This is a genomic window from Saccharopolyspora phatthalungensis, assembly GCF_014203395.1.
In the GTDB taxonomy this organism is placed as follows: domain Bacteria; phylum Actinomycetota; class Actinomycetes; order Mycobacteriales; family Pseudonocardiaceae; genus Saccharopolyspora; species Saccharopolyspora phatthalungensis.
In genome coordinates, this window is the sequence record NZ_JACHIW010000002.1 from 777,773 (window position 1) to 802,641 (window position 24,869).

General features: G+C 65.5%; 21 protein-coding genes and 2 pseudogenes. 15 read left to right on the top strand and 8 right to left on the bottom strand.

The annotated features are described in order from the left end of the window. Nucleotides 1-75 precede the first annotated feature (75 nt). Entirely contained in the window at nt 76-777 is a 702-nt protein-coding gene (locus BJ970_RS30395; RefSeq protein ID WP_184730599.1) for a LuxR C-terminal-related transcriptional regulator, read from the bottom strand. 310 nt (nt 778-1,087) lie between these two features. On the opposite strand from BJ970_RS30395, the gene BJ970_RS30400 reads away from it, so the two are divergent. The 3 genes from BJ970_RS30400 to BJ970_RS30410 all read left to right on the top strand — a co-directional run bounded on the left by BJ970_RS30400 (nt 1,088) and on the right by BJ970_RS30410 (nt 2,956). Then, nucleotides 1,088-1,576 (top strand): LysM peptidoglycan-binding domain-containing protein, encoded by a 489-nt coding sequence (locus BJ970_RS30400; protein WP_184730601.1) that lies wholly within the window; start codon nt 1,088-1,090, stop codon nt 1,574-1,576. A gap of 506 nt (nt 1,577-2,082) precedes the next feature. Continuing rightward, nucleotides 2,083-2,412: a LysM peptidoglycan-binding domain-containing protein gene (locus BJ970_RS30405; protein ID WP_184730603.1), complete on the top strand. Its 330-nt coding sequence runs from the start codon at nt 2,083-2,085 to the stop codon at nt 2,410-2,412. A gap of 184 nt (nt 2,413-2,596) precedes the next feature. Continuing rightward, on the top strand, nt 2,597-2,956 hold the full coding sequence (locus tag BJ970_RS30410; RefSeq protein WP_184730605.1) for a lytic transglycosylase: 360 nt from the start codon (nt 2,597-2,599) through the stop codon (nt 2,954-2,956). Nucleotides 2,957-2,978: 22 nt separating this feature from the next. On the opposite strand, the gene BJ970_RS30415 is transcribed toward BJ970_RS30410, so the two are convergent. Next, complete coding sequence (locus BJ970_RS30415) at nt 2,979-6,242, bottom strand: NACHT domain-containing protein (RefSeq protein WP_184730607.1); 3,264 nt, start codon at nt 6,240-6,242, stop codon at nt 2,979-2,981. Nucleotides 6,243-6,589: 347 nt separating this feature from the next. On the opposite strand from BJ970_RS30415, the gene BJ970_RS30420 reads away from it, so the two are divergent. Further along, nucleotides 6,590-7,042, top strand: coding sequence for a hypothetical protein (locus BJ970_RS30420; RefSeq protein WP_184730609.1), 453 nt, complete (start codon nt 6,590-6,592; stop codon nt 7,040-7,042). 70 nt (nt 7,043-7,112) lie between these two features. Then, nucleotides 7,113-7,892: an IclR family transcriptional regulator gene (locus tag BJ970_RS30425; RefSeq protein WP_184730611.1), complete on the top strand. Its 780-nt coding sequence runs from the start codon at nt 7,113-7,115 to the stop codon at nt 7,890-7,892. Between the two features lie 83 nt (nt 7,893-7,975). Here the strand turns inward: BJ970_RS30425 and BJ970_RS39150 are convergent, their stop codons facing one another. Next, a complete protein-coding gene (locus BJ970_RS39150) occupies nt 7,976-8,284 on the bottom strand; it encodes a hypothetical protein (RefSeq protein ID WP_221468320.1) in 309 nt (102 codons plus the stop codon). Between the two features lie 160 nt (nt 8,285-8,444). On the opposite strand from BJ970_RS39150, the gene BJ970_RS30435 reads away from it, so the two are divergent. The 3 genes and pseudogenes from BJ970_RS30435 to BJ970_RS40250 all read left to right on the top strand — a co-directional run. Further along, nucleotides 8,445-9,092 (top strand): CoA transferase, encoded by a 648-nt coding sequence (locus BJ970_RS30435; RefSeq protein ID WP_184730613.1) that lies wholly within the window; start codon nt 8,445-8,447, stop codon nt 9,090-9,092. Next, a complete protein-coding gene (locus BJ970_RS30440) occupies nt 9,089-9,814 on the top strand; it encodes an enoyl-CoA hydratase/isomerase family protein (RefSeq protein ID WP_184730615.1) in 726 nt (241 codons plus the stop codon). The genes BJ970_RS30435 and BJ970_RS30440 overlap by 4 nt, the downstream gene beginning before the upstream one ends. Beyond that, nucleotides 9,726-10,097, top strand: a pseudogene (locus BJ970_RS40250) (AMP-binding protein); the annotation flags it as partial. The gene BJ970_RS30440 and the pseudogene BJ970_RS40250, both read left to right, overlap by 89 nt. 240 nt (nt 10,098-10,337) lie before the next feature. On the opposite strand, the pseudogene BJ970_RS30450 reads toward BJ970_RS40250, so the two are convergent. Further along, a pseudogene (locus BJ970_RS30450) lies at nt 10,338-10,826 on the bottom strand (NAD(P)/FAD-dependent oxidoreductase); the annotation flags it as partial. Nucleotides 10,827-10,916: 90 nt separating this feature from the next. Here BJ970_RS30450 and BJ970_RS30455 point away from each other — a divergent pair. Continuing rightward, on the top strand, nt 10,917-11,231 hold the full coding sequence (locus tag BJ970_RS30455) for a hypothetical protein (protein WP_184730617.1): 315 nt from the start codon (nt 10,917-10,919) through the stop codon (nt 11,229-11,231). Nucleotides 11,232-11,332: 101 nt separating this feature from the next. Here BJ970_RS30455 and argG read toward each other — a convergent pair whose 3' ends face one another. After that, a complete protein-coding gene (argG, locus tag BJ970_RS30460; protein WP_184730619.1) occupies nt 11,333-12,781 on the bottom strand; it encodes an argininosuccinate synthase in 1,449 nt (482 codons plus the stop codon). 129 nt (nt 12,782-12,910) lie between these two features. Further along, complete coding sequence (locus tag BJ970_RS30465) at nt 12,911-15,553, bottom strand: EAL domain-containing protein (RefSeq protein ID WP_184730621.1); 2,643 nt, start codon at nt 15,551-15,553, stop codon at nt 12,911-12,913. 603 nt (nt 15,554-16,156) lie between these two features. On the opposite strand from BJ970_RS30465, the gene BJ970_RS30470 reads away from it, so the two are divergent. Continuing rightward, nucleotides 16,157-16,942, top strand: a complete 786-nt coding sequence (locus BJ970_RS30470) for a thioesterase II family protein (protein WP_184730623.1) — start codon at nt 16,157-16,159, stop codon at nt 16,940-16,942. 34 nt (nt 16,943-16,976) lie between these two features. On the opposite strand, the gene BJ970_RS30475 is transcribed toward BJ970_RS30470, so the two are convergent. Continuing rightward, on the bottom strand, nt 16,977-17,981 hold the full coding sequence (locus tag BJ970_RS30475; RefSeq protein ID WP_184730625.1) for a radical SAM family protein: 1,005 nt from the start codon (nt 17,979-17,981) through the stop codon (nt 16,977-16,979). 211 nt (nt 17,982-18,192) lie between these two features. Between BJ970_RS30475 and BJ970_RS30480 the strand changes: the two genes are divergently transcribed. From BJ970_RS30480 to BJ970_RS30500, 5 genes are all read left to right on the top strand, one after another. Continuing rightward, nucleotides 18,193-18,723, top strand: coding sequence for a hypothetical protein (locus tag BJ970_RS30480; RefSeq protein WP_184730628.1), 531 nt, complete (start codon nt 18,193-18,195; stop codon nt 18,721-18,723). A 194-nt stretch (nt 18,724-18,917) separates the two neighbouring features. Further along, a complete protein-coding gene (locus BJ970_RS30485; protein WP_184730631.1) occupies nt 18,918-19,547 on the top strand; it encodes a helix-turn-helix transcriptional regulator in 630 nt (209 codons plus the stop codon). A gap of 769 nt (nt 19,548-20,316) precedes the next feature. Further along, entirely contained in the window at nt 20,317-20,454 is a 138-nt protein-coding gene (locus tag BJ970_RS30490; protein ID WP_184730633.1) for a hypothetical protein, read from the top strand. Between the two features lie 80 nt (nt 20,455-20,534). Next, the gene (locus BJ970_RS30495) at nt 20,535-21,584 is read left to right on the top strand and encodes a Glu/Leu/Phe/Val family dehydrogenase (protein WP_184730635.1); all 1,050 of its coding nucleotides are present in this window, start codon (nt 20,535-20,537) and stop codon (nt 21,582-21,584) included. Between the two features lie 698 nt (nt 21,585-22,282). Further along, nucleotides 22,283-24,277 carry an alkaline phosphatase family protein gene (locus tag BJ970_RS30500; RefSeq protein WP_184730637.1) on the top strand — a complete coding sequence of 665 codons (1,995 nt, stop codon included), beginning with the start codon at nt 22,283-22,285 and terminating at the stop codon, nt 24,275-24,277. Between the two features lie 258 nt (nt 24,278-24,535). Here BJ970_RS30500 and BJ970_RS39690 read toward each other — a convergent pair whose 3' ends face one another. Then, a complete protein-coding gene (locus BJ970_RS39690; protein WP_312864554.1) occupies nt 24,536-24,823 on the bottom strand; it encodes a hypothetical protein in 288 nt (95 codons plus the stop codon). Between the last annotated feature and the right edge of the window lie 46 nt (nt 24,824-24,869).

A 24,869-nucleotide genomic window follows, 5' to 3' on the forward strand; every position in this document is an offset into this window, starting at 1 on the left:
GCGGCACGTTGAAGCCGGTGGGCCGAAGTGGATTCGGCTCCGCACGCCTGGCCCGCGTGAGCTATTCCGGGAGAGTCACGAGTGCGGGCGGTTACTCGGTGGAAGAGCCTGATGCAGCGTCGAACGAATGAGGACGGAGTGGTCCAAGCGTTGCTGCCGGGCCCAAGCGGCGGCCGCGGCCCGCCCCTGCAATCCGAGTTTGTCCAGGATGTTGTGCACGTGGTTCTTCACGGTAGCCAAGGCGATGCACAGCTGCCGGGAGATCTCCTGATTGGACAGACCCTGCTCCAGCAGCACGGCGACCTCCGCTTCCCGACGGCTCAAGAGCCCCGCGTTCGGACCGGGCTGCACCTCTGCGGACAGCTCGGCCACCCGGCGACTCAAGGCGGCCGCCACCCTCGGCGAGCAGCGCAACTCCCCGTGGGCAACGCTCTCGATCGTCCGAACCAGTTCAGAAATCGAATGATCCCGGGTCAGGTACCCGGCCGCGCCCAACTCGGCATATGCAATGATGTCATATTCCTGCGCAGACACCCCTAACGCGATGAGCCGCAGACCGGGATTTCTCGCGCGCAACGCGAGCACGACACTGGGACCGTCCGACAAGTCCGAAATATCAAGCAGGACCACTCCGTGAGTGCGCGCGGCGAGATCCGGTTCGAGTTCCTCCGGCCGCGCCAGGGTCGCGATGACTTCGAAGCCGTCGGCGTTCTGGAGGGCAAGGGCCAACCCCTCCCGATAGAACCTCGTCGCGGCAACGATAATGATCTCGATCATGCTGAATCACCCTGGCACCGCCCCAGCGGCGCTTCGCCAAGATCCCGTTTCACCGTCATCTGGAAGCGTCCTCCAGTTGCCAGGCGTCGCGTCGCACGGCCAGTTCAATGCCGACCCTATCAAGGCGTGACGGTGGCGGGTATGGCAAATGGTCCCGACTCTCCTGCGACTTCGCCTTTGCGAATCGCAGCAGCCCCGTGACCCCCGCGCCGAGAGGTGCCACGGACCGCTGGAAGGTTCAATATGGATCCGAAGGATCTAACTTGGGTTCAGTTTTTCCGCGTGGTTTCAGCAGGTTCAGCACGCTGCCGTGCTCGACCAGCAGTACGGCGGCATCGACGATGAACCCTCAATGAAGCGGACTGTTCATTGTCGCCGCACGGGCGTCGCGCATTCCATGGAAGGGGCGCTCCGAGCGATCCGGCGGGAGCGCAACCGAACAACCCGAGGAGTCTCCATGACTACTGCCCCCACTAATCAATGCAACGTCTACGAGGTGCAAAGCGGCGACACGCTCTCGGAGATCGCCGAATGGTTCCACGTTAAGCAGAAGGACCTCCAGCGGATCAACCACATCAAGAATCCGGACCTCATTTACCCCGGTGACAACCTAACCCTGTCGGAGGATCACAACGTGTGCATGGTCTACACGGTCCAGCCTGATGACAATCTCACGAAGATCTGCAGGGATCATGGCCTGAATCCTGATACGGATCCGCTGACCTTGGCGCGCTACAATCACATCAAAAATCCGAATCTCATCCACCCGGGCGAAAAGATCTGCATTCCGCAATCGTGACGCACGGCAGCGGAAGGAGCGGAGTGAGTCTCCGCCCTGTGGCGCTCGGGCACTCCGGGCATCCGCCGCACGCCGGAGTCGCCCTCGACGAGCCGCCCGTCGAGGGCGACTCTCGCTGAAATCCATCCTGCGGTAACCCGGTTCGGCCCTGACGGCCCGGTCGACCTCGCCGACTTCGCCCGGTCCGCGTGCTGTTTGCCCGGGGCTGAGCCAGGTCCCCGGCTTGGACGATCGTGTCGGTCTCGCGGCGGCCGAAGATCCAGGTTCGGGAGACGGCTGGAAGATTTCAATATGGATCCGAAGGATTTAATGGGGGTTCAGTGTTCTCCGTGTGGCTTCAGAAGATTCAGCACGCTGTCACGCTCGTTCAGCCGTAGCACGGCATCGGCGATGAACCCTCAATGAAGCGGACTGTTCATTGTCGCCGCACGGGTGTCGTGCTTTTCATGGAAGGGGCGCTCCGAGCGATCCGGCGGGAGCGCGACCGAACAACCCGAGGAGTCTCCATGACTACTGCCCCCACTAATCAATGCAACGTCTACGTGGTGCAAGAGGGCGACACGCTCTCGGAGATCGGCGAATGGTTCCACGTTCCGTGGCGGGAGCTGCAGCGGATCAACCACATCCAGAATCCGGACCTCATTCACCCCGGTGACAGGCTGCTCCTGTCCGAGGATCACAACGTATGCACGGTCTACACCGTGGTGAGGGGCGACACGCTCTCGGAGATCGGCGAGAAGTTCCACGTGGATTGGCGCCCGTTGGCGCGCTACAACCACATCCGCAATCCGGATCACATCGAGGTGGGGCAAAAGATCTGCATTCCGCAATCGTGACGCACCGCAACGGCGGAAACGGAGTGAGCCTGCGGCACTCGGGCACTCGCCGCAGGCCGGAGTCGCCCTTGACGAGCCGCCCGTCGAGGGCGACTCCTTGTCCAGCTTGGGAGAGCGCGGCCGGTCTTGCAGCGGCTGAAGATCCAGGCCGGGAGACAGACCGCGCATGTCGCTAGGAGTTTCCATGACTACCGCCCCGACTAATGAATGCAACACCTACGTTGTGCAAGAGGGCGACACGCTCTCGGAGATCGGCGAATGGTTCCACGTTCCGTGGCAGGAGCTCCAGCGGATCAACCACATCCAGAATCCGGACCTCATTCACCCCGGTGACAGGCTGCTCCTGTCCGAGGATCACAACGTATGCATGGTCTATCAGGTGCAGCAAGGTGACACTCTCACGAAGATCTGTAGGGATCACGGCCTGAATGACAAGGACGATCCGGGGAAGCTGGCCCGCTACAACCACATGCTCGACCCGAGCGTCGATCAATTAGCGGACAAGCTCTGCATTCCACAAGAACAACCCCCAGCGGCGACATGAACGGAGGGAACCTCCGCAGGACTCACACCCGCTTGATCCGCACCCCCTCACCGAGCCCGCCCAGTCCGCGTGCTCGTTGCCCGGGGCTGAGCCAAATTTCCAGCTTGGGAGATCGCGGCCGGTCTTGCAGCGGCCGAAGATCCAAATCGGGAGACAGACCGCGCATGTCGATGCGTCGCAGTCGCGGGAGACCGACGACGGGGCTGATGTCGGTGACCTCGGTCCAGTCGATGGCGAGGTCCCGCAGCTCGTTTGCCTCCCCGAGGGGCGCGAGATCGGTGACCGGGCAGTGTGCGAGCCACAGCGTGGAAATCCTTGTTCCGCGAAGCGGATTGAGGTCCGTCACCGTGGGACAGGCCGAGAGGGTGAGGAACTCCAGTCCGGAAATGAGCGTTTCCAACGCCCCGGCACCGCCATAGAGCGGGGCGGCGTGAATGCCGAGCGTCGTCAGCCGGGACGAGCCGGTCCAACCGGACAGGTCGTTCAATGCCTCGCATCCCCAAAGCTTGACCGACGCGGCCGGCAGGCCGTTCAGCGGCGATACGTCCCGGATGTTCCGGCAGTCGCCGAAAAAGAAGTGCTCGACCTGGGCAAGGTTGCTCGCGAACTCCAGATCGCTCACCTGCCGGGAAAGCCTGATGTGGAGGCCGACCAGGTGTCGCAGCTCCCCCAGCACATCCAGACCCCGGCACGGGCTGTTCACGATCTGGAGGTACTCCAGGTTCGGGTACCGGCGCAGCGGGCTCAGGTCGAGTGCTGGGCCCTCGGGATAGATCCGCAGTTCGGTGAGGTTCGGTACCTCGCTGAGGGCGCCGAGGTCTTCGGTCCGGTCGACCCGCAGATCAAGCTTTGTTGCCCGCAGCGCCCGGAGCTTCCCGAGGTGCGGCAGGTGTTCCGATCGCTCTACGGTGATACTGCCGTACCGCAGCGGTGCGTGGGCGAGCACCTTCTTCGCGAATTCCTCGGGGTTGAAGTACTTCCATGCCTGCGCAAGTTCGAGCTGGACCTGCTCCCGTGGATCGCTCGCGTACCGCGCCAGCGTGGACAACGCCTCCGGCCCGCTGATCAGCGTAGCCGCGTGCACGCATGCCGCAGCGGCCGATTCGCTGAGGTCGTCCAGCCGGCGCGGAAGGTGGCGAAGGAGTCGTTCTCCGACGAGCGCGAGGGAGCGCGCCTCCTGCTTCCGCCGAGGCGGAAGCAGTGCGTTGAGGGCGGCTGTAGTCCGTGCGGCAACCTCCGGCGAGACCGTGTGCGCGGTGTCGAGGCAGGAGGCGCTGATCAGGCGGAGCCGACGAGCGCGCCGGGGCTCCTCGTCTGCTCTGTCGAGCATTCCGGTCAGCAACTCGTCGCGGAGCCGCGCAGTCGCATGCCCGGCGGCCATCACCACGGTCTCGCGCCACTGGTCCAGATGAGCATTGCGAATCAAGACGTCGATGAGGTGTTCCTCGGCGGCTTGTTTGGCCGCAAGGTATTCCTGGAAGGTGCGGTGCACGAAATCGACGCGGCCGAGCCTGGGCTGGCGGAGGACACCGCTGCGCTCGACCAGGTAGCGCACGGCCGACTTGGCGTCGAGATCCAGGTTGGGCATGCGAGTGAGCGCGTAGTCGACCCGCTGGACGGCATCCTCGATCCCCAGCTCTGCCCGGCCGCACTGGGTCAGCCACCACGCGAGGTACTGGAGGAGCGCCACCTTCGACGCGACCTCCAATGCCGGATCGGTTGGTACCGCACGTTCGGCGTCACGGCGTTCGATGAGCATTTCCAGCGCGGCCGCGTAGAGCTGCATCCGGTCCGCCGGCAGATACTTGCGGCGGTCGAGGTTAAGCGCGCAGAGCATGGCGCACATCAGCGGGTTCGTGGCCAACGCCCGCAGGTGGCGCCTGGAATCCAGCTGCTGGGCCAGGCTTGCCTCGTACTCGGTCAGTTCCGCGATGGTGCACGGAAGTTCCGCGCCGTTTCGGGCGGTTTCCCGGACGGCGTCGTGCCACCTGCGGCAGAAGGCGTCGACGTCCGCCGGCGTCATCGGTTCCAGCAGCAGTGACTGGAATCCCTGGCCGTCGAGCCATCGCGCTTCCGCCGCTGCCGGGCGGGAGGTGATCACGATCTCGATCTCGGGGAAGGCCGCGACCAGTCGGGAAAGCCATCTGCGGACGGCCGCGCGGCGGCGACTCGTCAGCTCGTCCACGCCGTCGACCAACAACAGCGCCGCACCTGAGGAGAACTGCCGGTGCGCCCAGCCCGGGGGCATCTGGGCGGCGAACGGCCCCGCGCCGGCGGCGACCATGTCCTCCGGCCACGGAAGTTCCCCGTCGGCGTGCCCGCGCAGCCAGACGACGAACGGAATGGCACCGTTGCACCTGGCAAGCGAGCCGGTGAAGCCGTGCCGGGCGGCGTTGATGGCGATCCACTGAAGCAAGGTCGTCTTCCCGGATCCGGCGTCACCGCGCAGCAGCGTTCGCTTTCCCTCCCCGAGGGCCTCTTCGACCCGCAGACCGCGTTCGGACGGGATATCCCATTCCCCGCCGCGCCTGCCAGGCGGTACGTCGCGACGAGAACCGGTGACCGACAGGCTCAGGTACGCCAAGCTGACCGAAGTCCGGGGCCGAAACCGGTGGACGTCGACGCCGTAGAGCTCCAGCACGTCGAGCGTCTCGCTCAGATAGGCCAGATAGCGGTGGGTGAACTCGGCATCATGGTCGGTTCCTCGCGGCGCGTCGAGCGTGGCGCGAGGAAGACGCTCCAGCACCCGGCCGATCTGGTCCGCGGCATCGGAGACCCGGCGCAGCAGTTCGGTCAGCGCACGAGGTTCGAACGCCGGGAGCTGCTGGACGACGCTGACGATGCAGACGCAGCTCTCGTCGAGGACCCGCCGGTAGAGCAGTTCCCCGGCTTCGCTCAACCCGGCTCGGCGAGGAGCTTGGCTCATCCGCCGGCGGATGCTCCGCGCCAGCGTCATCGGGTCGACATCAGCGTCGAACAGCGCGTAATCGGACAGGTCGGCTTCGATCAGCGTTTCCACGACCGCGCCGAGGGCCGCCCGGCACTCGGCATCGGGTAACTTCGCTTCCCGTTCCAGCACCGGGAGCAGGCGCTGCGCCACTTGGTCACCGATCTCCTCCCACTGCCGGGCGAGCTTGCGGCGGTGGAACTGGTCCACCACGCCGACCGCGACCAAGTCGATCAATTCCGCGTTCCGGACCTCGACGGTAGTGCGATGCCCCACCCAGGCGCGTGCCGCGTACTTGACGATCTCCTGGCCGATCCGCAGCCCCGCTTCGCTAAGCACAATCCGATCTTCTCGAACCGCCCTTCGCTTAAACAGCGCGGATCGGACCATCGCGCGCTAGCGCGATTTCCGCACCGAACTTTCTCGCCGCCCTGCGGATGCGCGGACCCGATTTTGCCTAAAATTGGGAAATCCCGGCACCCGACCAACCCGCCCCAGCCGGTCATGACACCCAGCAAAAGAACAGAAACAGAAATTTTCTCGCCCTTGGCGATGAATCATCGGAATAGCGGAAACCGATCACCTCGGCGGCGGACGCGGCCATCCCCGTTCTTTTCCTTGCCACGTTAACCCGTTCGGGCTAGATGTCTGTCCGTCTCGTTGATCGGAAGCTAGCGTCCTAGCCCATGTTCGATCTGGCGTTGCTGACCGAAGAGAACGAGCGGTCAGTTCTCGGATTCGCCCAGGCCGCAGTGGACGCCTACGTGGGCGGCACACCATCAGCCGCGCGCGGACACCTGATGGACCTCAGGGACACCCACGGAGAATCCGGCCTGTACCTGGCCGCCGTCGTGCTGGCCTCGAACCTCGACCGCAAGCAGATCGAGGTCGACGATCCGAATGGGCACCGCGGGCCCCGGCAGGCCCTGTCCCACGACGAGCTCGATGCCTTGCGCTTCGCCGCCGCCGTCCAGGAGAAGGACCGCCCGGCGGCAGACGAGATCTGGAACAGGCTGGTTGCCGAGCAACGCCAGGAAGATCTCGCAATGTCGATGTTGAGCCTGTTCGCCACGATCTACGCGAAAGGCAAGCGAAGCGTCCAGACACCCTTCTACAAGAGGCGCCTGCGGGGTCGATGACCGCGCAGGCACTGCAACGCGCTCCGGATTGCCCACGACATTATGGAATGCCGTTCTATATAATGGGATGATGGACAGTACGTTGCTGAAAGGGCTCCGGGTGCTGGAGACACTCGCGCTGAGCCCCACCCCGCGCGGGGTTAGCGAACTGGCCCGCGAGCTGGGCCTTGCCCGGAGCAACGCGCACCGGACCCTGCAGACCCTTGCCGCGGCCGGCTACGTCCGAGCCGCCGACACGGCCGGAACCTACGAATGCACGCTCAAGTTGTTCGAGCTGTCGAGCGCGATCATGGACCGGGTGGACGTGCGCAGGCTGGCGACTCCGCACACCCAGCGGCTTGCTGACGTGACCCAGGAGACCGTGCACCTCGCCGCTCTTGAGGGGGCAGCCGTCGTTTACCTCGACAAGATCGAGAGCCCGCAGCCCGTACGGGCATACTCCTCCATCGGCGGACGCGCCCCCGCCCACTGCGTGGCCTCCGGGAAAGCCCTCCTGGCTCGGCTTTCCCACGACGACCTGGCTGCCGTCGTAGGTGAAGCCCTAGTCTCCTACACCGACCGCACGATCACCGACCCCGCGGCGCTCCGGCAGGAACTCGCGGAGGTTCGCGAACGCGGGTGGGCGGTCAACCGCGGCGAGTGGCGGAGCTCGGTCTCCGGGCTGGCCGCGGTCATCTTCAACGCACAGGACGAGCCCGAGGCCGCGGTCGGCGTGTCGGGGCCGACGGACCGGCTCCTGCCGAAGATCGAGTCGAGTTTCCGCGACGAGGTGCTGAAGGCGGCCGAAGGCATATCGCGGGAGCTAGGCTGCCGCGACTACTGGCGTGCGGCAGCCCGAGCGACCGACTAGTAATCGAGGGGCCTGCGCCGCAGGGGCGTTTCCCCAGGGCGATCCGGACCCACCCGCGAGGAGGCTCGTGCTGCCGTGCTCGACTACGCGCGGCGGATTTCCGTGGCCGGGGCCGGATCTCCCACGGGTCCGGGCGTCGCGGTGGCCGGGGCCGGATCTCCCACGAGTCCGGGTGTCGCGATGGTGCTGATCGCGAAACCGGTGGCACGCACGGTTTCCGGCATGATCTCGGGAGGGTGACGAGCCGCGAAGACCACGCTGATCTGCCGACTGGCCGACTGCCAGCTCACGTAAAGCCCGCGGTGGCCCGGTTTGGCGATCTCCGCGAGGTAAACCGACACCCCGCCGGACTCGGCGCCCGCCGAAAAAGCCTGCAAAAGCGGACTGATCACCACGAGTATCGGCGGCCATTGTGAGCGGCCTCTCCGTGCCTGTCAACGGATTGACGCAACGCGCGTCGGCGGCATATCGTTATATAGAACGCTGTTCCGCATAGTAGAACACAACTGGGACTCGACCCTGGTGAAACGGAAAAGCGAAGGTGATTGGTTGATGGTTACACCGTTGCGCGACATCAGTGTCGTCGAATTCTGCACAGTGGCGTCGGGGCCCTACTGCGGCATGCGGCACCTACATCGACGTGTCGATGTTCGGATCCTCGCTGCCATCGCCGCGTTGCAGACCAGCGAATATTTCGGAAAGGGTGCGGATCCGGGCAGGCTCGGTTCCGCTCATCCGCGCAACGCGCCGTACCAGGCTTTCCGCGCCGCGGACGGACATTTCGCCCTGGCCGCAGGAAACGACCGGCTGTGGCAGGCGACGTGCACCGCCCTCGGGCGGCCGGATCTGGCCGCCGACGAACGGTTCGTCTCCACGACCACACGCGCACGGCACCAGGACGAACTCAGGTGCTTGCTGGAGGAGGAGTTCGCCAACTACCCGACGGCCGAACTGCTCGACCTCTTCACACGTGCCGGTGTACCGTGCTCGCCGCTGAACAGCTACTCGCAAGCGCTCGCCGATCCGCAGGTCGAGCACATGCAATGGGTGGCCGATATAGAGCTGCCCGGCGGCAGGACCACGCGGACGTTCATTTCACCGCTGCGTTTCAACGGCGAGTCCCCCAAGGTATGGCGCCGTCCGCCGGCTCTCGGCGAGCACAACGCCGAAATCGTCGACGAGATGAGGAAGAGCCGATGATCGAGCTCGTGGCCGAGCGCACCGACCGCGCGCTCGTGCTGACGCTGAACCGGCCGGCCAAGCGCAATGCCCTCGCGGAATCCATTGTGGAGGATTTGATCGAATGCTTGCGGGATGCGCACCAGGAGCCCACCGATCTCGTGGTGCTGCGCGGCGAGGGAAAGACCTTCAGCGCGGGCTTCGACTTCGGCGGGTTGGCCGAGGCCAGCGACGGCGATCTGCTGCGGCGTTTCGTGCGCGTCGAGCAATTGCTCCAACTGGTCTTCCACGCACCGTTCGAGACGCTCGCGCTGGCGCACGGTCGGGTGTTCGGAGCGGCCGCCGACCTGGTCTGCGCCTGCACGCACCGGGTAGGGACGCCTGATTCCGCGTTCAGATTTCCCGGGCTGGCCTTCGGGATCGTGCTCGGCACGCGCAGACTCGCAGGCCGGATCGGGGAAACGGCCGCCCGAGACGTGCAGGGCCGGGGCTTGACGATGGACGCCGACCACGCATTGCGCACCGGTCTGCTGACCGAGGTCGCCGATACCAGCGAGTGGGACGAACTGCTGGCCCGCGTGGCCGAGGGGGCCGGCCGAGTCGAAGCGGACGCCCGCTCGGTGTTCCACCGAGCTCTCGCGGCCGATTCGGCAGATGCCGATCTCGCCGATCTCGTTCGCTCGGCCTCGGTTCCCGGGCTCCGGGACCGCCTCCAACGTTTCCGAGAAGAACAGAAACAATGACCCCAACCGACAAAATCGTATCCCTGGCGGAGCTCACCGACTACATCGGCGACGGCGACTCGGTCGCCCTCGGCGGGAGCTTCCTGCATCGCGGCTGCTGCACATCATGCCGGTTTATCACACGAACGGACTCAACAATCAGCTGATCGCCCCGCTGCTCGCAGGCGCGAGCATCGCGCTCGTCGAGCGCTTCGACGCGACCGCATTGGACCGGCAGATCACCGAGCACGACCCCACGATCGTGACCGGCGTGCCGACGATGTACTTGAGAGCACTGGAGCACCTGGCACCGGAACGCGGGCGAGGCAGGCTGCACCGGCACCCTCGGCACTGTCCTCAGCGGACAAGAAGTCGGGATCTAACGTCCCGGATCGGATTCACTACCTCGCCCGGCTGTCGATCAACCGGGGGGTCGGCAAGATCGACCGCAACGCTCCAGATCCCTCGCGGCGCAACACTGAGGCTGCACAGCGCGCCGCCCACGACCTATACCCGGCGCAGCCTCGGCCAACGAGCCGGCCGCTCAGGAGAGGTGGTGCACTTCTGGCACGCCGTACACCGGAGTCGGAATCCTCTCGTAGCGGGCCTTGAGCTGCAAGGCGAGATAGAGCGAGTAGTGCCGGGACTGATGCAGGTTCCCGCCGTGGAACCACAACCCTTGCTGCTGCGTGGGTTTCCACATGTTGCGCTGCTCGCCCTCCCACGGCCCGGGATCCTTCGTCGTGCCCGAACCCAGACCCCAGCACTTGCCCACCTTGTCGGCCATTTCCTGACCGGCCAGGTCCGCCACCCAGCCGTTCATCGAGCCGTACCCGGTCGCATAGACGACGAGATCGGCTGGCAATTCGGTGCCGTCGGCCAGCACCACGCTGTTCCTGGTGAGGTGGTCGACTTGGCCGTGGGCTAGCTTGATCTCGCCGTCGGCGACCAGTTCGGCGGCGCCGACGTCGATGTAGTAGCCAGAGCCGCGGCGGAGGTACTTCATGAACAGCCCGGACTCGTCGTCGCCCCACAGGTCCTCGCGGTGCCCGGTCTGGGCTCCTGCCTTCCCGAGCGGCTGGCCGATGGCTGGCTCATCCAACCGTCGAGCCGCGGCCGGACGTTGCGGCTCGATCTCGACCTGTCCCGCCCACCCGTGCTCCGGCTACGAGCCGGTGACACCGAATGGCACCATGCCCTCACCAAGCGACATGCTGAGATCTTCGCGCTGCTGCATTCCGCCGACCCCGACGGCCTCTCCGCCAAAGCGCTGAGTCTGGCCTTGTTCGGCGATGCCGAGCACCTCGTCACGGTGCGCGCGGAGGTGTCGAGGCTCCGCCGCTTGCACGGGGCCCTCGTGGACACCCAGCCCTACCGATTGGCCGACGTCGTCGAGCTGACCGTTCACCCCGCACCCGGGCGACCGAGCGAGGCGTAGCGGGGCGATTTCAATGGAAATCGACGTGCCGATTTCCATTGAAACCACCGCTATCCGGCCAACGTCCACTATGGACATTTGGTCCCCGGCCCACGAGCCGGTCAGTCGGTGCCGTACTCCATCGCGGCGCGGTCGAGCGTTTCGTCGTCGCCGGAGACCTCGCCGCGCGATGCGATGGCCTCGGCGCCGCCCTGCGGCATCGCCCCGATCAGGCCGGTCGACGCCGCCTGGGCGGCACCGATGAGCGCGGGATGGTTGGTGCCGACCATGCCGAGGCCAGCGTACTGCTCAAGCTTGGCCCGCGAGTCGGCGATGTCGAGGTTGCGCATGGTGAGCTGGCCGATCCGGTCCACCGGGCCGAAGGCCGAGTCCTCGGTGCGCTCCATCGACAGCTTGTCCGGGTGGTAGCTGAACGCGGGTCCGGAGGTGTCCAAGATCGAGTAATCCTCGCCGCGCCGCAACCGCAGCGTCACCTCGCCGGTGACCGCCGTGCCGACCCAACGCTGCAACGACTCCCGCAACATCAGCGCCTGCGGATCGAGCCAGCGGCCCTCGTACATCAGCCGGCCGAGCCGCCGTCCCTCGTTGTGGTAGCTCGCCAGCGTGTCCTCGTTGTGGATCGCGTTGACCAGTCGTTCGTACGCCGCGTGCAGCAACGCCATCCCGGGCGCCTCGTAGATGCCGCGACTCTTGGCCTCGATCACCCGGTTCTCGATCTGGTCCGACATGCCCATGCCGTGCCGTCCACCGACCGCGTTCGCCTCCAGCACCAGGTCGACCGGGGTGGCGAACTCCTTGCCGTTGATCGTCACCGGGCGGCCCTGTTCGAAGCCGATCGTCACGTCCTCGGCCTCGATCTCGACGTCGGGATCCCAGAACCGCACGCCCATGATCGGATTCACGGTCTCAATGCCGGTGTCGAGGTGTTCGAGGGTCTTGGCCTCATGGGTGGCGCCCCAGATGTTGGCGTCGGTCGAATAGGCCTTCTCGGCGCTGTCCCGGTAGGGCAGGCCGTGGGCGAGCAGCCACTCCGACATCTCCTTGCGCCCGCCGAGTTCGGACACGAAGTCCGCGTCGAGCCAGGGCTTGTAGATGCGCAGTTGGGGGTTCGCGAGCAGGCCGTACCGGTAGAACCGTTCGATGTCGTTGCCCTTGAACGTCGAGCCGTCGCCCCAGATCTGCACCTCGTCCTCAAGCATCGCCCGGACCAGCAGGGTCCCGGTGACGGCACGGCCCAGCGGCGTGGTGTTGAAGTAGGAGCGCCCGGCCGAGCGAATGTGGAACGCACCGCAGGTGAGCGCGGCCAAGCCCTCCTCGACCAACGCCGCGCGGCAGTCCACCAGCCGCGCGATCTCGGCACCGTAGGTCAACGCGCGGCCGGGCACCGAGGCGATGTCGGGCTCGTCGTACTGGCCGATGTCGGCGGTGTAGGTGCACGGGACGGCGCCCTTGTCGCGCATCCACGCGACCGCGACGGAAGTGTCGAGGCCGCCGGAGAAAGCGATGCCGACGCGCTCGCCGGTGGGCAGGGAGGTCAGAACCTTGGACATAGTACAAAATTATGCATGGTGGTGAATTACCATGCAAGTCCGGGTGACCGCCGGTCGGTGGAGTCGACGCTCCACGGGAGCGCCGGGCTTGATCGCGTGGCCGTCCGCACCAAACGATCAGATCCGGGGTCAGGACGCAAGCGGGTCGGACGGGTGCGGGTGCGAAGAGTGCGCTTGCGCTTCGATTCGGGTGTGGGTGAGGCGGTCGAACAGGCCGGTCAGGCGGGTGGCCAGTGGCCGGGCGAGACGGAGTATGAGGCGCTGCTCGTGTTCGCGCGCGTGGCGGTCCAGGGCCAGCAGTGCGCGGGGGTCGAGGATCTCCAGTCCTCGGTCGTTGATGAGCAGCTCTTCCTGCCGGTTGTGCCGCAGGGCGTGCACGAGCAGGTCAGCGCAGGGCAGGTCGACGCTCCCGGCGAGGCCGAGGTAGCGGCCGCCGGTGCCGTCGGGTGGTTCGCTGTACAACCGGAACGGGCTCGCGTGCGGGCTGGTCAACGGATGCAGGCAGGCGAGTTCGGCGATGGCCGAACTGCCGAGCTGCGTGACGTCGTAGGCGCACAGCCCGGTCACCGGCTGGGCGCTCATCGCATGATCGAAAAGATACTCGGAACGGGCGAACGCCTCGCGATGGGCGGGCGTGCGCACCATCGGGGTGCCGTCGCCGATCACGCGGTACCCGCTGTATCCGGCCGCAAGTGCCTCCTCGGCGGCGGCCAGGAAAGTGGCCGTCGTGGCCTCCGGCATGACGGCTCCGCTGTGGTCGACAGGATAGGAATCCGTCACCGAGGACACCGAGAGAGCGCCCGTTTCCAGCGCGGCGGCGAGCCTGTCGTCCAGGGCCAACTGCGTTCGCAGGTGCGAAGCAGGGGCGTTGCCGAGGTAGAGGACCTGCTGTCCCAGGCGGATACCGTCAAGGACGTACTCACGGGCACGGGTCTGGAATTCCTCGGGGTACTGGTATGCCCAGCACAGGTGTTCGCCGGGCACCATGCCGGTGGTTCCGGTCACCTTGCCCTGCCGGCGGGCGACCACAGGCGAGCAGCGGCTGCGGGGCGGCGGGACTTCGGTGCGTTCGGACCGAACGCGGACCGCGACCGGCGACCTTCGCTGCACGGAACCGTTGAGGGCGGGCGAGCAGTTGATGAGGGTGCGCAGTTCGGCCCCCGGTACAGCTGCGGAGAACAGAAAGCCTTGGTGCGTGTCGTAGCCGAGGGCCGCTAGCCGGTAGAGCTGGTCGGTGTTTTCCACGCCTTCGGCGATGCAGGAGATCCCGCGGGCCTGAGCGATGCTGAGGGCGGCGCCGGCGATGGCGGTGTCAACGGGATCGTCTCCGACCCCGGAGACGAATTTGCGGTCGAGTTTGATGACTTGCACGGGCAGGTCTTTGAGGCGTTCCAGGGAGGAATAGCCCGTGCCGAAGTCGTCCACGGCGAAACGCACCCCACGGGCGACCAGGTCGGTCATGGCCGCGAGGGTGCCCGGGGTGAGGTCGAGCAGGTCGGTTTCGGTGATTTCCAGGGTCACCCGGTCCCAGGCGATGCCGCAGTCGGTGACGATTCCGGCGAGATCATCCGCAAATTTCGGACTGTGCAGCAACTGGCTACCGAGATTGACCGCGATACCAACCGGTCGGCCGGCCTCGGTGTGCGGCCACTGCACGGCCTCGTGCAGCGCGGTGCGCAACACCCACCGGTCAAGCTCGGCCAGCAGGCCGGCGCGGCGGGCGGCGGGCAGGATCGCCTCTGCCGACAACAGGCCGTGCTCAGGGTGCGGCCAACGCAGCAACGCCTCGGCGCCGATCACGCGGCCGGCCTGGTCCACGATCGGCTGGTAGTGCAGGACGAGTTCGTCGCGGATGATCGCCAGGCGGAGCTGTCCCTCCAACTGCATCTCCTGCTCTAGTGAGTTGGTCAGATCGGGATCCGCGCGGACCACCCGCGCCCCACCCTGGTTCTTGGCGTGATACATCGCCGAATCGGCGAATCGCAGCAGATCTTGCGGGGTGTGCGACGGATCGCTGACCGTGGCCGCGCCGATCGAGGCGGACACCGCGATTTCGTATCCGCGGGGAACGATGGTCGTGGTCAGCAGCTCCGAGACGATGTCGGTGAGCGCGTCCAGGCCGCCGGCGGCGGCCAGATCGGCGCAGACGACGAGGAATTCATCTCCGGAATGCCGGGCCGGTGTGCAGCCCGGCGGCAGGCCATGCCGCAGGCGGGTCGCCAGCACCGACAGCAATTCGTCGCCCACCTCGTGGCCCAGCGAGTCGTTGATGCGTTTGAAGTTGTCGAGGTCGCAGAAGAGCACGGCCAGCTGCCCATCGGTATTCTCCGCCAACAACCGGCTCAGCAGTTGCCAGATGCCCCTGCGGTTGAGCAGCCCGGTCAGCTCGTCATAGATCAGTTCGTCGTGCAACTGGCCGATGTATCGACGCCGCTGACCGACATCCAGGACCGCGGTCAGCCATACCGACTCATCAGCGTGCTCGCTGCGGGTGGAATGCACATCGCAGAACACGCGCTGCCCGTGGGCGCCGACCAGGCTGCGCTGATGGCGCATGAGCTCGTGCCGCGCCGCCGGCTCGCCGTTCTGCGAGTCGAGCAAATCTGCCCAGGTCATCGTGGTGATCTCGGCGCGGGCGTAGCCCAGGAGCTCGCAAAGAGCCTCGTTGACCGCCAGGAGGTTTCCCTGGTCATCGTGCACGGCCATCGCCACCGGCAGGGCGTTGAACAATTCACCGTGATCGGCGTATGAAGCCGCGTTCTTGTTGTTCACTGCGGGTACCTCTGCAAGCCCGGAGCCACTCCAGGAGAGCACGTTCCGTAGTTTTGCCGTTACTGTCCGCATATTTGGGGCGAGAGACCTGCCCCGCATGGGCAGGTAACGAGCATTTATCGGTACGCTACCCCAAATTCTGATCGTTACCAATGCGGCGCCGAGACCGCCTTGGCATTGCGGTGGCGTATCCATTCGCTGAAATAGTGGATCAGCATGCGCACCGAAGCGCGCAACCGCCGCCGATGCGCCTTGGTGGCCAGCGCGGTCCTAAGCGTACGGAAGCGGCCACGGCCGGCGCGAGGCATTCCTATATTGAAATGGGCACGGGATCCGGCACAGAGGCACCCGGAAAGCAGGTGGCGACCGGCCACCGTGATTTTTTCACTAGCCAAGCAGAAATGCGCAAGAAAGCACCGTCCGTCGCAAGAGCTGACGGCCACCCCCTCGGCCCCAGGGTCAGTTGACCAGTCCGCGTGGTGAACGCTCAACGACGAACCCGGGCTCGCCCCATGCCGTTTCCTCGCGGATCTGTAGTCTTGGGCCTCCGGGCCGCCGCGGCGGCCCGGAGGCCCGCCAGCAACCAGAAAGGCTGCCCGCGCAATGCCCCTCGACAGCGACCTGTGGTTCCGCCGCTACCACAACGGACCCGACGCCGAGATCGGCTTGGTGTGCTTCCCGCACGCCGGAGGTGCGGCGAACTTCTACCTACCGATGTCGACCGCGCTGTCCACGACGACGCAGGTCCTGTCGGTGCAGTACCCCGGTCGGCAAGACCGCCACACCGAGCCGCTGATCGACGACATCCATCGTCTCGCCGACGAAGTCTTCGAGGCGTTCCGCCCGCTGGCCGACCGCAGGTGGGCGTTCTTCGGCCACAGCATGGGCGCCACCGTCGCGTTCGAGGTCGCCCGCCGGCTGGACGACGCGGGAATACCGCCGGTCATGCTGTTCGCTTCCGGCCGGCGCGCGCCGTCCAGCCACCGCGAGGAGCGCGTGCATCTGCTCGACGACCGCGGTGTGATCTCCGAGCTCAAGGCCCTGTCCGGCACCGATACCCGGGTGTTCGACAACCCGGAGCTGGTGGAACTGATCCTTCCCCTGGTGCGCAGCGACTACCGTGCGATCGAGACCTACCGCCCGCGGTCGAGCGTCCCGCTGTCGTGCCCGATCGTCACGCTGGTCGGGGACACCGACCCGCTGGCCACCCGCCAGGAGGCCGAGGCGTGGGAACAGCACACCACCGGGAAATTCGAACTCCACACCTACTCCGGCGGGCACTTCTACATCAACGATCACCGGCCTAAGGTGATCGAGGTGGTGTCGTCTGCGCTCGCGGCGCACACCAACGGCGATTTCAATGGAAATCAGCGCGTCGATTCCCATTGAAATCGCGACGTTGCGGTTAGCCGAGGCGCCTGCGCTATAGGGCGAGCTCGACGAGCACGTCGTCCGGGCACAGCTCCTGGATGCCCCCGGGCAATGAGCCGGGATTGAAGAAGTCCATCTGCGTCGCGGCCGAGCGCACGTGGCCGACCGGGGCGAGCTCGTCTTTGGGATGCGACAGCGAACCGGTCCACACGTAGCCGTTGCACATGTCGGTGATCCGGGAAACGTTGCCGTAGACGAACTTCGGGTCGAGCCGGGTGTTCGCGACCAGGTGCGCATCCGGGAAGGCCAGCCGCAGGTGGGCGCAGATTTCCAGATACCGGGACTCGGTCACCAGCAGCGGCGGATTGACATCGAAGTCCGCCGGAACCTCCGAGCCCTCCAGCAGCGTCAACGTCTGCTGGACCGGGGTGGCGACGAAGTCGAACCCGCCGACCTCACGGGACCACTCGACGAACTGCTCCAGCTCGGCCTTCCAATCGGCGGCCAGGCCCCACAGCAGCGCGTTGCCGACTTCGAGCCCCGCGTCCCGCATCCGTTGCGGCGCCTCAAGCCGCTGCTCGCGGTCGGCCTTCAGGCCGGACCGGTGCTTGGCGGCATAGATCTCCGGTGTCATCACCTCCATGAAGGTCCACACCGCGTCCGCCCCGGCGTCCTTGAGCCGCCGGTATCCGGCGGGTTGCAGGGTGTCGCAGTTGACGATGAGGTAACCGTCGGGATCGATCTCGCGTGCCCGCGAGACCCAGCGCGCGACCCTGGTAGCCAGCAGTTCCTGATCCTCGGCGACCGTGCCGAAGACCAGTTCGTGCACCCGGTAGCCGACATCGACCAGTTCGGTCAGCAGCCGCTTGAACGTCTCCGGCGGCATTCCGCCACGAATCCCATGCGCATTCTTGAGTAGCGTGCTCAGGCCGCAATAGGTGCATCCCGAGGTGCAGAAATCGAGCGGATAGATCACCGAGTGCAGGCGGAGCGCACTCCCAAAGTTCTTTCGTCTAACGGATTCGGCTTCCAGTAACATTTCGTCAGTGGCGTTCATCGCTTCCTCATCGTCATCCGACCTCCTGCGGTGCGCGGCGCATCTAGGAGCGGTCGGCCTGGGCACGGATCGTTAGCGAATTCCCGGACAAAACCCGGACTTTTGCAATGCAGAGCGCAGCATAGCGCTCCGTTCCGCTGCGGCGAGCCGATTTCCTTGATCAAGCCCGAACGGGAACGTTGAATGCCCGTTCACCCAAATCACTTTCAGTGTGCGCATCGGCGAACAAGCCGATGCCGCAATCTCCGGCAATGCCGATCTCGACCGGCGCGCGTCACGTGCCGATGCCAGCGATGATGCCGATGTGATTTCGATCCCGGATGTGCTGTCAACCCTGGGTCACCACGTGCATTCGGCGACGCCGGTATTTCGGCCCGCACGCGACACATCCCGAATCGGCATCCTTCGATCCGGCTTTGCCGCCACCGCCCGCAAAACCAGTGTGGGCAGCGCAGACCATGCGAGCCAGCACCGCGGCCGGAAGACGGTCGGCTGGACAGGTTACCGCCGCGCCAACTTCGCGTATCCGTCCTCACTGCGCCTTGACTCCCTCATCTCTACTGACGAAAATTCGACCATGCGGAGGAGCACAGTAGGCCGTCCGCATAAGCGACCAGAGGAGGCCCGTGAACCCGAGTGCTCCCGGGCGTACGGGCGCCGGGCGACGTACCGGAGCCGCCGGACCGCTCGGTTCGGCGAGCCAAGCGCACCGGTCACACGGTTTGCGCTGCTCCTGGGCTGAAGTCGCCCCGAAGGGAGGCCAACGGGGTCCTCGACCGTGCACGACCTAACGCATGCCGGCTTGCGGCGGTTCAAGCGGGTCGCCGATCAGCACGGCAAGCCCGCCGGTAGCGACGGCTCCTTGTCTTCGCTGCGGCCAAGGACAAACCCGCGCCTGATCAGCCGCCGACTAATACATCACACGGGGGAATCAACGTGCACGACACGGCCGTGGCGACAGTCCGCGTGGCCCTCCACGCCCCGGACCACCTCACCCGAGCCGGCCTGGCCAGCTGCATCGACCAGGATCGGCGACTCACCCAGACCGGGACGGCCGACGCCGATGTCGTCGTTTTAGCCCAGGAAACCGCTGACTCATACGTAATAAGGACATTATGCGAGCTGGCTTCCGAGACGGCCAAGAGCTTTCTGCTCATCGCCGACGGCGACTTACGACCATATATCTCCAAGGCCGTCGAGTGCGGCGTCCGCGCCATACTCTGGCGCTCCCGCTTCTCCCCCGCTTCCTTCCTGCACACCATCCACACCGTCGGCAACGGCGGCGGGGTCCTCCCACCGTCGCTCCTGGGCACGCTGATGGACGAACTCCAGCGCATCCAACGCGAAGTACTCGCTCCCCGCGACCTGACCATGTACGGGCTCGCCAGCCGCGAGGTCGATGTTCTCCGGCTTATCTCCGAGGGCTTCGACCTCAAGGAGATCGCGCAGAAACTGGCCTATTCGGAACGCAACATCAAAAACATCCTGCACCAGGTCACCAAGCGCCACGGACTCCGCAACCGCACACACGCCGTTTCCTTCGCGATTCGTTCGGGTCTCATCTGAAACCCACGATCGACCGCTGCCACGGTTCGGCGTTCCTCGACGCTCATCGTTGCCATTCAGGTAACCGTTTTGGCAACCGGACGCAGTAAAAGCGACCCCGGCGAGACGGGGGCACGCTACTCTGTGCCTGAGGGCAGTCCGCCGGCTGTGTTCAGGGGATAAGTCTTCCCTTGGCAGGCGCTCATTGGGCTCGTGTTCCGGATACCGTCGCCGGACGCCAGCGGGTTGCCCTTTCGTTCATATCCGGCTTGTGCAAACAGGCTACGGCTACTGACAAGCACCGTCCGAACTGCTACCCCTTCCCTTGCGGCGGCAGCACATCCATCGGCCACCCGGTTGCAGATCTCCCGGCTGGTGCTCGCGCCCGGCGCCGTGGCGATCGACAACTAGTCAGCCCGAGCCAGGACGTGCGGTTTCTGGTTTTGCCTTAACTTGGGAGAAACACCCAAGCGCATCCATTGCGCACATGACGGGACTCGATCCGTCCTGATTGATCTTGCATATCGCGCCGAGCCAGGAACATGATCGGTTGGTCGCGGGGTGTCCGGCTGCCCACCCGGTCTAGCTCGCGGTTTGCCTGTTCAGTCCCCCTCGGACCGTACGAATGGGCAGCGGATGCTGACAAACCCGGACGTGTGCGGCATATTTCAGACGTCCTGAACAACAAGCGAAAACCTCTGCGAGCTATAGCGCGTGAGGATACCAACCGTGACGACCGGTGGACACCGCTGTTCGACCAAGAAAGCAACGAGTCCGCCGGTGGAAAGCGGTGCGCGAATACGTCCCCGCTGCCGAGCACTGCTACGGCATCAAGCAAGAAGAGCTGGAGCAGTTCACCGCTGCCACGGAGCTGATGGTCCCGTCCCAGACCCAGCCGAGCCCAGCGTACACGCTCAGCCAGAACTAGTGCCGTGTCCAGGACCGTTGGCCGGTAATCGGGTGATGATCTACGGCAACGATCAGCTGACGAGAGCAATCGAGGGAAACATGAGCATCATTCGCGATATGGCCGAGCGTGATTTCGAGCAGCTGGTCGTTTGCCGGGACAGGGCTCGTGGACTCCGCAGCGTGATCGCAGTGCACAACACCGCGTTGGGGCCGGCTCTCGGTGGCATCCGCATCAAGCGATACCGCACCGATGTTGAAGCCGCGCAGGATGCGATGAACCTGGCGGAAGCCATGACCTACAAGGCCGCGCTGGCGGGCCTGCGCCTGGGTGGCGGCAAGAGCGTGATCAATGCGGATCCGGCTTCCCAGAAGACCCGTGACTTGCTCATCGCGCATGCCGAGTACATCAATACGCTGGGTGGGCGATACATCCCTGCCGTCGATTCCGGCACGACCGTCGCGGATCTCGCGCTCATCGCGGACCACGTGCCGCTGGTGTCAAGCCAGCAACGCGATCCGTCGTACTTCACGGCCATCGGCGTATTCAGCAGCATGCAGGCCGCGGTGCAGCAGGCGAACCTCGGCGAGCTGCGCGGAGCTCGCGTGGGGGTGCAAGGGGCCGGGCACGTGGGCATGTACCTCGTCGAGTTGCTCGCCGACGCCGGCGCGAAAGTCGTCGTCGCGGATCTGGATGCCGACCGAGTTCGCATGGCCTGCGAGAAGTACGGGGCGACAGCGGAAGATCCAGCCGAGATCTTGGCAGCCGACCTGGACATCGCGGCGCCCTGCGGGCTGGGCGGGACGGTCGACGAGCAGGCCGCCGAGACGATGAAAGCTCCCGTTATCGTCGGCGCGGCCAACAACATCCTCGCCGATGCGGGAGTTGCAGACGTGTTGACGCGACGCGGCATCGTCTACGTTCCGGACTTCATCGCCAACGCCGGCGGGCTGATGGCGTGCGAAGCCGAACTCCGTTGTGACGACGACGGTCTTGAGGACCGGGTCCGGCGCATCGGCGACACCGCCGCCCAGGTATTGCGCGAGGCGGCATCGACTCAATGCGACACCGTGTCCGTCGCCTTGCGCTTCGCCCGCGAACGAATCGCAGCCGCACCCGCACCCGCACCGGGACCGTACTTCCCACGCTAAGGCGCTCCTTAACCCGCCGGCGGCATCGAGGTGTCGGTCGCCGTGTTCGGCCTGCCAGCCACCGGCCGAGACGCTCCCTGACGTTCCAGCTCCACCGGACATCCCGCTGTGTCGCTGAGAAACGGCGCTTGATTGCACCCTCGTGCTTGCGCACGGTAATCGCCCGCTGGGTCTCCAAGACGTTCCATGTGGACGGTCCGCAGGGGCTAGGGGAAGCGACCTTTCCGTAGCTGATCATGCACGGGCATCGGGATGACTCGTAGCTGCCCGGCCAGTTCAGGAGAAGTTCACGGATCGCTACCGAGACCGCTACTGAGCCAGAAACTAAGCGTACCTAGGCTTTCCGCCGTCACGGATGGACCCGAAACCACAAAAACGCCGTATTTCGCGGTGGTCTTCACGGTGAGGTTCGCCGTGTGCCGTCGCCGGCTTGTCCGCGATCGACCGACGAAGAATTGTCGCGGACCGGTTCGACAGAAAATGCTTACAAGTAAAAAGGAAGCACCAGGATGCAGTTAACTCGCCGGAGCATCCGAGGTCTGATGGCCTCGGCCCTACTAGCATGCGCCGCCCTTGCGGGTACGGTCCCCTCGGCTGCGGCATCTCCGGATGCCGGAGCTTCGGATGCCGGGGCTTCAGTTGCCGGGTCTTCGGTTGTCACGGGATCCACCGCAGTTCCCCGGCCGGACCATGTGGTCATGGTGATGATGGAGAACAAGGGCTACGACGACGTCCTCCGAAACTCGTCCACCAGACCTCAGGACCAAGCGCCGTACATCAAGTCTCTCGTCAGCCAGGGTGTGTCGTTCACCAACTCGTATGGTGTTACGCACCCGAGCCTGCCGAATTACTACGCACTGCTGTCCGCATCGGACATCGTCAAGACCAGTGACTGGCCCGCCCCGGAGTCCGTCGACACCGACAACCTCCCCAATCAGCTCACCACCCACGGGTACAGCTTCGCCGACTACGCCGACCAGGGCCGCCCCACCCAGTGGCTCCGCTACAAGAACATTCCGGGCACCCCGGACAACCTGAACCCGATGGACAAGAGGCTGGCGGACTTCCCAAGCACTCCGGCCGGTTTCGACAAACTTCCCACCGTCTCCTTCGTCGTGGGCAACGGCGACCAGAGCATGCACGACGGCACCATCGCGCAGGGCGATGCCTGGGTCAAAGCCAAGTTCGACTCCTACATCACCTGGGCCAAGACGCACAACAGCCTCTTCGTGCTGACCTGGGACGAGGACGACTTCACGCCGGTCAACCGGATCCCGACGATCGTCGTGGGGCCGATGGCCAGGGCCGGCGAGGACGACCAGAAGATCAACCACTACAACGTGCTGCGCACGATCTTGGACATGTACGGCCTGCAGCACATCAACCACACGGCCGATGCCGACGTCTCGACGATCACCGGGCCGTGGGATCTGTCGAAGACGGAGCGCCTGCAGGGAATGGCCGGGCGATGCCTGGAGAACCACGAGACGAATCCGGCGGTTGGGGGCGCGCTCGGCCTGTGGCACTGCGAAGCCGCCGCCAACCAACAATGGATCAGGCATGCCGACGGCACGATCCGCCAGTCCGGCAAGTGCCTGGCCGCCACCCCGGATGAGAAGGCGACCGAACTCGCCGACTGCGACGGCACCCCGGCGCAAAACTGGCAGCCCAAGGACGACGGTTCCCTGCTCAATCCGGTATCCGGCCGCTGCCTGACCGTCCCCGGCGCCGACATCGCCATCGCAACCCCGGCGGAACTCCGGGATTGCGATGCCACGATCAACCAGAAATGGGAAGTGCCCAGCTACAACGCGCACCACTCGCTCACGGTCGACACGCCGTTGGTCAAGCCCGGCACCACCGCCACCGTGACGACCACCTACACCAACGACACCAGTCCGGAAGCGCTCTCGGACGCCTCCATCAAACTCACCGCGCCCGAGGGCTGGACGGCTGAAGCCACCTCGCCCACCGGGTTCACCACGGTCAACCCTGGCCAGTCGGTGAAGACCACCTGGGCGGTCACCGCCCCTGCGGACGCAAAGCCCGGTGCCTACGCACTGTCCGCTCGGGCCACCTACAAGAATGCGAAGAGCAGCGACGAGGGTACCGGCTCGGCCGACGTTCCGTATGCGTCGCTGTCGTCGGCGTTCAACAACGTTGGTATCAGCGACGATCAGAACGCGTCCACAGGAGCCTTCGACGTCAGTGGCCACAGCTACTCCGCGCAGGCGCTCGCGGCGCAGCACCTGAGCCCGGGAGCCACCGTCACGGCAGAGGGGGCCACGTTCACCTGGCCGAACGTGCCAGCCGGTGTCGCGGACAACGTCGTCTCCACCGGGCAGCACGTCGAGTTCTCCGGCAAGGGTTCGAAGCTCACATTTCTGGGTTCGGCCGTCTACGGGCCCCTGACCGGCACGGGCACTGTCACTTACACCGACGGCACGACGCAGGCATTCTCGGTGGAGTTCGGCGACTGGACGCTGAACGGCGGCGGCCGTTCCGTGCTGCCGACCAACAGCGTCGTGGCGAAGATGCCCTACCGCAACAGGGCATCGGGTCCGGAAAACGTCAACACCTACGTCTTCTCGACTTCGGTGCCCATCGACCCGAGCAAGACCGTCGGCATGGTCCAGCTGCCCAAGCCGAGCACGGGCTATCTCCATCTCTTCGGAATGGCAACGTCCGTCTGAGAATCGGGTCGCGGACGCTCAACGCGGAGACGCCGCACGAAAAGCCACGCCGACCGGGGGGCAACCGCGATCCCCTGGTCGGCGCTTCATACGCGGGGAGAGCGCCGGTGAGATGACGGGCGAGTCGGAGTTGGGTGTAGGCGGCCACTATGGGCCAGGTCCAGCGATCGGCGGCCCCGGCCGTACGGATCCGGGGCCGTGTCCAGCCGACAGTCTGTTTGGGGGAAGGGAAAATGTGCGCGAAATCGCTCGTTACCCCTACCCACACGGCGGCTCGTCGTGCGGGGCCCGTGGCGTGGCGATGGGCTGCAACGTCTTGATCCAGGCGTCCAGTTCTTTCGGCCGCGCGAGTCGACGGACGTTCGGTCCCGAGGGGTTCACGGCCCAGCCCCGCATGCGTCGGCGCTTGCGCCGGAATGACTTGAAGTGCCACACGATGATCGAGTCGCGGGCGAACATCGTCCGGAACGATTCCTGGTTGCCGTTGCAGATAAGGCGTTTGTCGATCGCGCGCCACGGTGCGCCGGTGCGGTGTCCAGGATCCACTCGTCGCGGTTGCAGATCGTCGTGATGCGGCGGCGTTGTTCTTCCG